This window comes from Parasphingopyxis sp., from assembly GCF_052168275.1.
Taxonomy (GTDB): domain Bacteria; phylum Pseudomonadota; class Alphaproteobacteria; order Sphingomonadales; family Sphingomonadaceae; genus Parasphingopyxis.
In genome coordinates this window covers 1-9,711 of record NZ_JBQLZM010000045.1, presented here as the reverse complement: position 1 = coordinate 9,711, position 9,711 = coordinate 1, and the positions used below count along the sequence as shown (strand labels likewise).

General features: G+C 66.6%; 12 protein-coding genes, 1 tRNA gene and 1 pseudogene. 9 read left to right on the top strand and 5 right to left on the bottom strand.

The genetic code is table 11. The features are described 5' to 3' along the window. The first annotated feature begins 116 nt into the window (after positions 1-116). Positions 117-521 carry a (deoxy)nucleoside triphosphate pyrophosphohydrolase gene (locus tag ACTS1X_RS03950; RefSeq protein ID WP_442613076.1) on the top strand — a complete coding sequence of 135 codons (405 nt, stop codon included), beginning with the start codon at positions 117-119 and terminating at the stop codon, positions 519-521. On the opposite strand, the gene ACTS1X_RS03945 is transcribed toward ACTS1X_RS03950, so the two are convergent. Then, positions 518-1,393, bottom strand: a complete 876-nt coding sequence (locus tag ACTS1X_RS03945; RefSeq protein WP_442613075.1) for a methyltransferase domain-containing protein — start codon at positions 1,391-1,393, stop codon at positions 518-520. The two genes, ACTS1X_RS03950 and ACTS1X_RS03945, sit on opposite strands and share 4 nt — an antisense overlap. Positions 1,394-1,437: 44 nt before the next feature. Between ACTS1X_RS03945 and ACTS1X_RS03940 the strand changes: the two genes are divergently transcribed. The 6 genes from ACTS1X_RS03940 (at position 1,438) to ACTS1X_RS03915 (ending at position 5,417) form a co-directional block, all read left to right on the top strand. Further along, positions 1,438-2,187 carry a ComF family protein gene (locus tag ACTS1X_RS03940; protein ID WP_442613074.1) on the top strand — a complete coding sequence of 250 codons (750 nt, stop codon included), beginning with the start codon at positions 1,438-1,440 and terminating at the stop codon, positions 2,185-2,187. A gap of 31 nt (positions 2,188-2,218) precedes the next feature. After that, positions 2,219-2,476 carry a glutaredoxin 3 gene (gene grxC, locus ACTS1X_RS03935; RefSeq protein ID WP_442613077.1) on the top strand — a complete coding sequence of 86 codons (258 nt, stop codon included), beginning with the start codon at positions 2,219-2,221 and terminating at the stop codon, positions 2,474-2,476. A 7-nt stretch (positions 2,477-2,483) separates the two neighbouring features. Then, positions 2,484-3,317 carry a carbon-nitrogen hydrolase family protein gene (locus ACTS1X_RS03930; protein ID WP_442613073.1) on the top strand — a complete coding sequence of 278 codons (834 nt, stop codon included), beginning with the start codon at positions 2,484-2,486 and terminating at the stop codon, positions 3,315-3,317. Beyond that, positions 3,314-3,799, top strand: coding sequence for a DUF1178 family protein (locus ACTS1X_RS03925; RefSeq protein WP_442613072.1), 486 nt, complete (start codon positions 3,314-3,316; stop codon positions 3,797-3,799). Before ACTS1X_RS03930 ends, ACTS1X_RS03925 begins: the two co-directional genes overlap by 4 nt. Before the next feature lie 34 nt (positions 3,800-3,833). Further along, a tRNA-Arg gene (locus ACTS1X_RS03920) sits at positions 3,834-3,910 on the top strand. Positions 3,911-4,079: 169 nt separating this feature from the next. After that, positions 4,080-5,417, top strand: a complete 1,338-nt coding sequence (locus ACTS1X_RS03915; RefSeq protein WP_442613071.1) for a dicarboxylate/amino acid:cation symporter — start codon at positions 4,080-4,082, stop codon at positions 5,415-5,417. Between the two features lie 13 nt (positions 5,418-5,430). Here the strand turns inward: ACTS1X_RS03915 and ACTS1X_RS03910 are convergent, their stop codons facing one another. Continuing rightward, positions 5,431-6,276 carry a TauD/TfdA dioxygenase family protein gene (locus ACTS1X_RS03910; protein ID WP_442613070.1) on the bottom strand — a complete coding sequence of 282 codons (846 nt, stop codon included), beginning with the start codon at positions 6,274-6,276 and terminating at the stop codon, positions 5,431-5,433. Positions 6,277-6,378: 102 nt separating this feature from the next. Here ACTS1X_RS03910 and folE point away from each other — a divergent pair, with 102 nt between their 5' ends. Further along, on the top strand, positions 6,379-6,996 hold the full coding sequence (gene folE, locus ACTS1X_RS03905; protein ID WP_442613069.1) for a GTP cyclohydrolase I FolE: 618 nt from the start codon (positions 6,379-6,381) through the stop codon (positions 6,994-6,996). A 28-nt stretch (positions 6,997-7,024) separates the two neighbouring features. Next, positions 7,025-7,543 (top strand): hypothetical protein, encoded by a 519-nt coding sequence (locus ACTS1X_RS03900; RefSeq protein WP_442613068.1) that lies wholly within the window; start codon positions 7,025-7,027, stop codon positions 7,541-7,543. 15 nt (positions 7,544-7,558) lie between these two features. Here the strand turns inward: ACTS1X_RS03900 and ACTS1X_RS03895 are convergent, their stop codons facing one another. From ACTS1X_RS03895 to ACTS1X_RS03885, 3 genes and pseudogenes are all read right to left on the bottom strand, one after another. Further along, complete coding sequence (locus tag ACTS1X_RS03895; protein ID WP_442613067.1) at positions 7,559-8,221, bottom strand: Fe2+-dependent dioxygenase; 663 nt, start codon at positions 8,219-8,221, stop codon at positions 7,559-7,561. 2 nt (positions 8,222-8,223) lie between these two features. Then, positions 8,224-9,285, bottom strand: coding sequence for a hypothetical protein (locus ACTS1X_RS03890; protein WP_442613066.1), 1,062 nt, complete (start codon positions 9,283-9,285; stop codon positions 8,224-8,226). A gap of 292 nt (positions 9,286-9,577) precedes the next feature. Continuing rightward, positions 9,578-9,711 (bottom strand): annotated as a pseudogene (locus ACTS1X_RS03885) (50S ribosomal L9 C-terminal domain-containing protein); the annotation flags it as partial.

Genomic DNA, 9,711 nt, shown 5'->3' with positions numbered 1-9,711 from the left:
GCCGCGTTCGTCGCGCACAATTCTTCCAAGCCAGTTTTTCATGGCACCATATCCCATTTTTCCATACCCACGGTCGGCCTTCGCATTTTCGTCTTAAGAAAGTGATAAGACTTCGAATGAACCCGCCGTTCTTCACCGTTGCCGCCGCCGCCCTTGTCGATCGGGACGGCCGGATTCTCGTCCAGAAACGGCCGGTTGGAAGGCCCATGGCCGGCTTGTGGGAATTTCCCGGCGGCAAATGCGAGCCGGACGAGACGCCGGAGACCGCCCTGGTTCGCGAGCTGAAGGAAGAGCTGGGGATCGAGACGCACCAGTCCTGCCTGGCGCCCGGCTGCTTCGCCAGCGAACCGCTCGGCGACCGGCATCTGCTGCTGCTGCTCTATGTCTGCCGCAAATGGCGGGGGATCGTGCGGCCGATCGAGGCGCCGGAACTCAAATGGGTCTATCCGCGCGAACTCTATGCGCTGGACATGCCGCCCGCGGACCGGCCGCTGATCGGCCTGCTCGAAGCGCTGATCTAGGAGCCGGCGTCCGGACCACGCGGTTTGAGGGCCTGGGCGAGCGAGGCTGTTCCGCTGCCGCGCGCGGCCGGTTTCGGCTGGTCGGGCGAGGGCGCCCAGCCGGTCAGATAGACGATCTCGAACGATTCGCGCGTCTTGCCGTCGCTCTGCTCGGCATCGAATGCGGCATGGGCGGCGGCGGCGGAAAATCGCGAGAGCGGCGGCCCGCGCAGCAGGCTGCCATTGGCCGAACCGCGCAAATCGGCGACCAGCCGCGAAAGATCGGAATAGCGGACGTCGAGCCGTTCGCCGTCCGCGACCTGCAGCGCGAACCCAGCGCGCCCGAGAAGGTCGCCCGCCGAGCGGATGTCGATCTGCGGATGGATGCGCGGCGCGGCGCCGCCCCCGACCAGATCCGCCTGCAGCATCGCGCGGCGAAGCACCGGAAGGCTCCCCGAACCGACGAAAGCGCCGAGGAACAGGCCGTCCGGGCGCAGCGCGCGCCGGACCAGCGTCAATGCGCCGGGAAGGTCGTTGACGGTGTCGAGCGTGCCCGCCGCGACGACGAGATCGAAGCTCGCATCGGCGAAGGGCAGGCGGTCCTCGTCGCATTGCACGCCACCAGCGGCGCGGGCGAGCGCGAACCCCGCATCCGCGGTCACGCTGTCGATATGCATCGCGTCTAGCGCGCGGGGCAAGTCGGCGCCCGCATGGCCGAGGATCAGTGCGCGCGAGAAATCGCGCTGCACGACGCCCAGCCGCTCGAGCAGCTCGGCGGCCATATGCTGCTGCAGGAAGGCGTGCTCCGCCCATCCGCGCAGCGCGCGATCGCGCCGGACGCGCCGCAGCGCGCGGTGGAAGGGCTTGTCCCGGGCATCGGTCGGGGTGGTCATGGCCGGGCTTGTGCCCGGCCGCCCGGTGCGGGACAAGGCCGGATATGGCCGATCTGTCCGCGATCCTCTCCGGCATGGCGAAGCCGGTCGTCGATTTCGCGCTGCCGCCGCGCTGTCCGGCGTGCGGCGACATCGTCGACGGCGATTATCGCTTCTGCCTCGGTTGCTGGCGGCAGCTCGACCATCTCGACCAGGGCTGCGGGCAGTGCGGCGACCCGCTCGTCGTCGCGGGGGACAGCAATGCTTTGTGCGGCGCCTGCCTCGCCGATCCTCCGCCGTTCGAAACGATGCGCGCGTCGGTCCGCTACGGCGATATCGCCCGCACCATCGCGCTGCGGCTCAAATATGGCGGCCGGATCGGGCTGGCGCGGACGATCGCCCGGGCGATGGCCCGGCACATGGCGGGGCTGGACGATGCCGCCATCGTGCCGGTCCCGCTCCATCGCGGCCGGCTCTGGCGGCGCGGTTACAACCAGGCGGCGCTGATCGCCCGGGCCCTGGCGTCGGAAAACCCGGACCGGCTGGTTCTCGACGCGCTCGTCCGGACGCGCGCGACGCCCTATCTGCGCGCGATGGGCGCCAGGGAACGGGCGAAGACGGTCCGCGGCGCCTTCGCGCTGAGAGCCGAGCGACGCGACGGCCTGGACGGCGCCCGGATCGTGCTGGTCGACGACGTCTATACGAGCGGCGCCACCGCCCGCGCCTGCGCCAGGGCGCTGAAGCGCGGCGGCGCGGCCGAAGTCCATGTCCGCTGCTGGGCGCGCGTCGCGGCGGCCGAAGGCGACGGCTATTGACGCGGCGCGCGATGCTTCACACATGGAAACCATGGCGAAGATCGAGATTTATACCAAATTCCTCTGCGGATACTGCGCGCGCGCGAAAAACCTGCTCGCGTCCAAGGGTGTCGAGTTCGAGGAATTCGACATCACGATGGATCGCGAGAAGCGGGACGAGATGCTGGGTCGCAGCAATGGCGGCCGCACCGTGCCGCAGATATTCATCGACGGGCATCATGTCGGCGGGTCGGACGATCTCGCCGCGCTCGAGGCGGCCGGCAAGCTGGACGCCATGCTGGCCGCCTGATCCGCCCGTGACGCGCATCGCCCTTCTCCAGATGACCGGCAGCATCGATCCCGTCCGCAATGCGCAGACGCTGGTCGACGGTATCGCCGCGGCGAAGGCCGGCGGGGCACGGATGCTGTTCACGCCGGAGATGAGCGGGCTGCTCGACCGCGACCGCAAGCGCGCCGCGGCGCATCTCGCCGCGGAAGCCGAAGATCCGGTGCTCGCCGCCGTCCGGAAGGCCGCGGCGGAGCAGGGTATCTGGCTGCATCTCGGTTCGCTGGCGCTGCGCTCGGACGACAATGCCGACCGTCTCGTCAATCGCGGCTTCGTGATCGACGACACCGGCGCCATCCGCGCGCGTTACGACAAGATCCATTTGTTCGACGTCGATCTCGATACCGGCGAGAGCTGGCGGGAATCGTCGGTCTATGACGCGGGCGACATGGCGGTGGTCGCCGATACGCCGGCGGGGCCGCTCGGCCTTTCGGTCTGCTACGATCTGCGCTTTGCCGATCTCTATCGCGCGCTCACCGATGCCGGTGCGACCTTGCTCGCCATCCCGGCCGCCTTCACGGTGCCCACGGGCAAGGCGCACTGGCATGTGCTGATGCGCGCCCGGGCGATCGAGTCCGCCGCGTTCGTAATCGCCGCGGCCCAGGCCGGACGCCATGAAGACGGCCGCGAAACCTATGGCCACAGTCTGGTCGTCGACCCCTGGGGCGACATCCTGCTCGACATGGGCGAAACGCCCGGTGTCGGTTTCGCCGAGATCGATACGGCGCGGCTTGACGAGGTGCGCCGGCGCATCCCCGTGCTCGATCATCGCCGCGCCTTCGCGGCGCCGGAGCCGTCCGCATGATCGTGTTCGACCTCCAATGCGCCGATGCGGGCCATGTGTTCGAGGCCTGGTTTGGGTCGAGTGCCGATTATGAGGAGCAGCGCGGCCGCGGACTCGTCAGCTGCCCGATCTGCGGTTCGGCCGAGATCGCGAAGGCGGTCATGGCGCCCGCGGTCGGAACGAAGGGCAACCGCAAGGCCGAAACGAAGCCGCGCGGCGCCGCTGCGGACAAGCCCCTGGCGCTATCGAACGCCGGTCCGGACCCGGCGCTGATGAAAGCGATGCTCGCAGCGCTTGCCCGGCAACAGGCCGAGGCGCTCGAGAAATCCGACTATGTCGGCGATGCTTTCGCCGCCGAAGCCCGGGCGATGCACGACGGCGAGATCGACGAACGCCCGATCCACGGCCAGACGTCGCTCGACGAAGCGAAGGAACTGCTCGAGGACGGCGTTCCGGTCGCGCCGCTGCCACTCCCCATCCGTCCGCCGAAAAGCGACAATTGACCCGCCGACGGTCGCCGCCTAACGAGCGCGGAAGGCGCCCGTAGCTCAGTCGGATAGAGCATCGGATTCCTAATCCGGGGGCCACAGGTTCGAATCCTGTCGGGCGCACCATTTCTCAAATGCGGTCTCCGGTCGTGCCGATGCCGGTGGTCGGGTGTTCGAAACGCCGGTCGATTGCACGCATAGGCAGCGGCTATCGTTCCATCGCTCGCGCCTGGCACATGTTGGGGCTAAACGTCGACTTCTATCGAAAGCACCCCGAACCGAGCGAGACGCACCGATGCCGATCACGACATTCCCCGAATTGCCGCGCATCCATCTCGGCCAGCAATCGGCCAAGATGCGCAGCTGGATCAGCACCCGGCTCTGGGCGCAGGTCATGGTCGGGCTGGTCCTGGGCATCGTCACCGGGCTGGTGTTCGGTCCCGAAACCGGCCTCGTTTCGGCCGATACAGCGCGCTGGCTGGGCGCCTGGCTCGCGCTTCCCGGCCAGCTGTTTCTCGGGCTGATCGCCATGGTCCTCGTGCCGCTCGTCTTCGCCTCGATTATCGGCGGGCTGACCGGCAGCGGATCGGGCGAGGCCTTGCAGCGGATCGGTCTGCGCTTCGCCATATTCGTAGTCGCCACGACTTTCGCCGCCGCGGGCATCGGCATCGCGCTCGCGACGCTGTTCCGCCCCGGGGCGGGGCTTGCCGGTTCGGTCGTGGTGGCGGACCCGGCGGATATTCCCGAGGGCGACCCGGCGTTTTTCGATCTCAGCATGGCGCCGGAAATCATCTCCGGCATCCTGCCCAACAATCCCACCGCGTCGATCGTGCAGGGCGACCTGATGGCGATCGTCGTCTTCGCGCTGCTCATCGGCGTCGCCGCGACGCAGGTTCCGCGCGACAAGATCACGCCGTTTCTCTCGGTCCTCGATGCGCTGCTCTCGATCTGCATGACGATCGTCAAATGGGCGATGTTCCTCGCGCCGCTCGCGGTGTTCGGCATGATGGCACAGCTCGTCATGCGCATCGGGCTCGATACGCTGATCGGCGTGTCCGCCTATGTCGGAACGGTGCTGCTCGGCCTGCTGCTGCTGTTCCTGCTCTACCTCGTCATCCTCGCAGTCTTCGCCCGCACGGGGCCGATGGCTTTCTTCCGGCAGGCCGGGGAAACGCTGTTGCTGGCCTTTTCGACCTCGAGCTCCACCGCGGTCATGCCGAGTACCGTCCAGTCGGCCAGGAAGCTCGGCGTTCCGCGCCAGGTTGCCAATCTCGTCGCGCCGCTCGGCGCCACGATGAACATGGCGGGCACGGCCCTGTATCAGAGCGTCGCGATCCTCTTTCTCGCGCAGATGTCGGGAATCGACCTGAATGCCGGCCAGATCGTGCTGATCACCGTCACGCTCGTCGCCTCCTCGATCGGCGCGCCCGGAACGCCCGGCGTCAGCATCGCGATCCTCGTCAGCGTGGCCGCCGGCTTCGGCATTCCGGCCGACGGCATGGTCATCGTGATGGGCGTCGACCGGCTGCTCGACATGAGCCGTACGACCGTCAACGTCACTGGAGACCTGACCGCGAGCATGCTGCTACGGAACGTGACGGTTCCGGTATCGCCCGAACCGGCGCAGAGCTGAGGCCGCGCAAGACCTAATGCAGCGCGCAGCCTTCGAGCGTGATCCGGTGCATGACGCGGCGTTCGCCCTGATAGTCGTTGAGCGCATAATGCCAGGTCGCGCGATTGTCCCAGAAGGCGATCGAGCCCGGCTTCCATGCGAAGCGCGTCACGAAGCGATCCTGAGCGGCATGGGCGTAGAGCGGCATCAGCAGCTTCATGCTGTCTTTCTGGGACCAGCCCTTGATCCCGACCGTGAAGGCCGCATTGACGTACAGTATCTTCCGGCCGCTCAGCGGGTGGGTGATGACGACCGGATGGACGACGTCGTCGAGCGCGTCGGCCGCATCCGGATTGTGCAGCCGCTCGCCGGCGTCGCTCTGGCTGCGATAGGCCGCCGCGCCGCCGAAGATGTGCTTGCTCGAATGGACGGCTTCGAGGCCTTCCAGCATGGCCTTCGTCTCGTCGTCCAGCGCGTCATAGGCGGCCGCCATGTCGGCGAACAGCGTGTCGCCGCCCTTGGGCGGCAGCTCGCGCGCAACGAGGATCGATCCCATTGCGGGTTCGGCGTCATAGCTGTGATCGGTGTGCCAGCCGCCGCCGATATTGGTCGTCTGGTCGGGTTCCTTGCGGACTTCGGCGATCTCCGGATAGCCCTCGACCGGGGTGAAGAAGCGGTTGATATTGATGGCGCCCCAGCGTTTCGCGAAGGCGATATGCTGCTCGGGCGTGATCCGCTGGTCGCGAAAGAAGATCAGGCCGTGATCGGCGAAAGCCTGGCGGATGAGCGCGAAATCCTCGTCGCCCAGTTCCGTCGACAGGTCGACATTGCCGATTTCGGCGCCCGGTCCGGTACATGGCGTGATGCTGATCCGTCGCATTGTGCTATCCTCCCCGCACTATGGACGATCGGCCAGCTTTACGTGCCCGTCAAGAGCACCTAGCACTGGAACGAACCCGCCGATTCTGGAAGAAGGCCCGATATGAGCGATTATGACGAAGCCGTGGATGGCGATCTGGTGCAGCCACCCGCCAAGATTCCGGTTCCCGACGAGGTGCAGGAGGCGGTCAGGACGCTGATCCGCTGGGCCGGCGACGATCCCGACCGGGAAGGGCTGCTCGACACGCCCCAGCGCGTCGGCCGGGCCTGGAAGGAATATTGCCAGGGCTATGAGGAGGACCCGGGCGTCCACCTGTCGCGGACGTTCGAGGAAGTCGGCGGCTATGACGAGCTGGTGCTGCTCAAGGACATTCCGTTCCAGTCGCATTGCGAGCATCATATGGCGCCGATCATCGGCACGGCGTCGATCGCCTATATGCCGAAGGAGCGCGTCGTCGGCATATCGAAACTCGCGCGCGTGATGAACGGTTTCGCGCGCCGCCTGCAGGTGCAGGAGCGGATGACCGCGGAGATCGCGCAATGCATCTGGGATCATCTCCAGCCGCATGGTGTTGCGGTTGTCATCTGCGCCAGCCATAGCTGCATGACCGCGCGCGGCGTGCGGACGCCGGGCGTGCGGATGATGACATCGCGGTTGCTTGGCTGCTTCCTCGATGACGATAGAAGTCGTAAGGAAGTCCTGTCGCTGATGGGCTATTAGGGAAGCAGACCGACCGATGACTGGTGAAATGGGTATCTCCGGCGGGGGCTGGATCGTCTTGGCGGGCGCGCTGGCGCTCGCAGGCTGTGGCGATGGCCAGCTCGGCGAAACGGAAGTAACGACCAACGGCATGACCGACGGCGCGGTCGAGGATTCGCCGCAATTGCTGACGCCGGTCGATACGCCGCCGCCGGTCGAATTGCCGGTGCTCGCGCCGATCTCCTACGCGGTCATCGAGGCCGAACTCGAAGCCGGAGCGGGTTGCAGTGTGGTGCAAGACGGCAAGGCGCTGCTGGTTGCCGTCGAGGGAGACTCGATCGCCCAGCCCAACGGTACGATGCGCCATTTCGAGTTCGACGGAGAGCCGGACGCGTTGTGGGACGGCGGAACCTTCACCGCCGGTGCCATTTCGATCACCGTCACGCCGGGCGAAGGCGAGGGCGAACAGATCGAAGGCGCGCTGGTCAAGCCGGCGTCCGTCCTCGTCCGCGAGGAGGGGCAGGACGGCGAAACGGAGATGCGCGCCGAATGGCATTGCGGCGCGTAGCGTCCTGGCTGCCGCCTAGCACTCGCCCCAGCGGCGGAAGAGATTCTGCTGCACGGTCTGGATCCGCGTGAAGTTTTCCGCCGACATGTTCGCGCCTTCGAGCGCGGCGACGTCGTTCAGTTCGTAGAGCAGTTCGCGCTTGAACGGATCGGCGATCTGGCTCTCGATGAAAGTGATCCCGACGATGCGCTCGCCTTTCGTGATCTCTTCGACCTCGTGCAGGGTCGTCGACGGATAGACGATCGCCGAGCCCAGTTCGCCCTTGAACCGCATATGCCCGTCGCTCTGTTTGACGTGCAGTGCGCCGCCTTCATACTGGCTGGGGTCCTGCAGGAAGAAGGTGCAGCTGATGTCGGAGCGGACCGGCCCGTCGATCGACTGCATGAAGGCCATGTCCGGGTGCAGGCCGTAGCGCATGCCCTTCTGATACCGGGTGATCAGCGGCGGCGCGATCTTCCGCGGAAAGGCGAAGGCGCGGAATTCCTCGTTGCGCAACAGGGCATTGGTCATGATCGTCGAGGAACGCTCATAGGCCTTCTCGTCGTTCAGGTGCAGATTGTTCTTCACGAGCGAGTGCGGATTGCTGATCTTGCCGTCGACAAAGGTCGCGGTTTCGATGATCTCGCGCAACTCCTTGATATCCTGGCCGTTCAGCAGGCCGTAAATCATCTTGAACATCGTTATGCCCTCGCATGCTCCGTCATCAGTTCGGCTACTGCCGCATGGCGCGCCGCCATGTCCTTGAGCCAGGTCAAGGCCGTGGCGATCCCCTCTTGGTGCGTCGCCCGCGCCTCGGCAAGCAGCTTCTCCCGAATGTCGGCGCTATACCCGTGTTCGGGGGCCTTGGAATATTGGTCCATCAGCGGGCCGGCAGCGAGGGCGGACAGGGCGTCTGCGTTTGTCTCCATCGCGAAGAACGCGGCGATATCGCCGAGCCGGGCCGCCGGGTCCGCGAGGAAAGCGTCGAAGTCCAGCCAGTGGACATGGCCGTCCGGCGCCGCCTTCGCGGCCGCGTCGAGGGCCATCATCTCGCTGAGCCAGCTCATCGCCGCACGCACCGGCTCGGACATGTCCCAGAGCCGCCACTCCGCGCAGCCCAGCCGTTTGTGCAGACGGTGCAGGCGCTGGGAGGCAAGCATGGCCAGTTCCTGCCGCGAATTCTCGCCGGCGAGGATCGTCGCGATATAGCGGTCGGGCGCGACGGTGAGGCACAGCGCCTTGCGGTCGTCGCCGAGCAGCGGCGTCGCGATCTCGCTGACGAAGCTTGTCGCCTTGATGAGCGCGCGATCCGCGGGCGCGAAGGTGCGGGACAGCCAGCCGACCGCCATGTCGAGCCGGTCGCGAAACCGCTCGGGCGACCAGACCGCATGCGGCTGGCCGTCGGTGGCCGCCAGATCGGCGAAGTTGCGCAGGATCTGCGGCTCGCGCAGCGCGAAGACGCCGTCCAGTTCGCCGAGCAGCCTCGCAATCAGCGTCGAACCGACATGGCCGACATGGAAAATGAAGTGCGCGTCGCGTCGCCCGGCCTGATCCGCCGCCTCGAGCTCCGGCCAGTCGGCCCATTGCGGCTGACTCTTCTGTGTCAGCATCCGCTGGTCGAGAAAGCTCGCCTGCCGGTAATCCTCTTCGGCCATGCGGACGAGCAGCACGCGATCGGTCGCGGCATCCATCTGCTGCGGGAACCAGGCGGGACCTTGGGCGAACGCCTGGGCCAATGGGGACGAGAAGGGCGGGCTATTCATGGACGCCCATCCCTAAAAAGGAAGCGGGCGAAGCGCCAGTCCGAAAGGACCAACGGCTTCGCCCGCTCCAACAAGATATCCGGGGGAAATCAGGCTTTTTCTTCGCCGTCTTCCTCGTCCGAGCCGGCGTCTTCGGCGTCGGTTTCCGCGTCGTCGGACGCTTCCTCGACAGCTTCGTCCGCAGCCTCGTCGGCGGCGGTTTCGCCGTCTTCGCTCGCCCCGGCGTCGGCCGCTTCGGTTTCATCCTCGTCGGCAACACCGATTTCGGCGGCTGCGATCTCGGCCTGTTCCTTTTCGAACATTTCGGCGATGACGTCGATGCCCTCCGCCTGACGCTCGGCCTCTTCGGGCGAGCGGGCGACATTGACCTTGATCGTCGCATCGACTTCCGCGTGCAGCGCGATCCGCACCTCGTACATGCCGATC

Excerpts from the sequence above, each read along its gene's own strand:
- ACTS1X_RS03950 (WP_442613076.1), top strand. The coding sequence starts at position 117 with ATGAACCCGCCGTTCTTCACCGTTGCCGCCGCCGCCCTTGTCGATCGG.
- ACTS1X_RS03945 (WP_442613075.1), bottom strand. The coding sequence starts at position 1,393 with ATGACCACCCCGACCGATGCCCGGGACAAGCCCTTCCACCGCGCGCTG.
- ACTS1X_RS03940 (WP_442613074.1), top strand. The coding sequence starts at position 1,438 with ATGGCCGATCTGTCCGCGATCCTCTCCGGCATGGCGAAGCCGGTCGTC.
- grxC (WP_442613077.1), top strand. The coding sequence starts at position 2,219 with ATGGCGAAGATCGAGATTTATACCAAATTCCTCTGCGGATACTGCGCG.
- ACTS1X_RS03925 (WP_442613072.1), top strand. The coding sequence starts at position 3,314 with ATGATCGTGTTCGACCTCCAATGCGCCGATGCGGGCCATGTGTTCGAG.
- ACTS1X_RS03915 (WP_442613071.1), top strand. The coding sequence starts at position 4,080 with ATGCCGATCACGACATTCCCCGAATTGCCGCGCATCCATCTCGGCCAG.
- ACTS1X_RS03910 (WP_442613070.1), bottom strand. The coding sequence starts at position 6,276 with ATGCGACGGATCAGCATCACGCCATGTACCGGACCGGGCGCCGAAATC.
- folE (WP_442613069.1), top strand. The coding sequence starts at position 6,379 with ATGAGCGATTATGACGAAGCCGTGGATGGCGATCTGGTGCAGCCACCC.
- ACTS1X_RS03900 (WP_442613068.1), top strand. The coding sequence starts at position 7,025 with ATGGGTATCTCCGGCGGGGGCTGGATCGTCTTGGCGGGCGCGCTGGCG.
- ACTS1X_RS03895 (WP_442613067.1), bottom strand. The coding sequence starts at position 8,221 with ATGTTCAAGATGATTTACGGCCTGCTGAACGGCCAGGATATCAAGGAG.
- ACTS1X_RS03890 (WP_442613066.1), bottom strand. The coding sequence starts at position 9,285 with ATGAATAGCCCGCCCTTCTCGTCCCCATTGGCCCAGGCGTTCGCCCAA.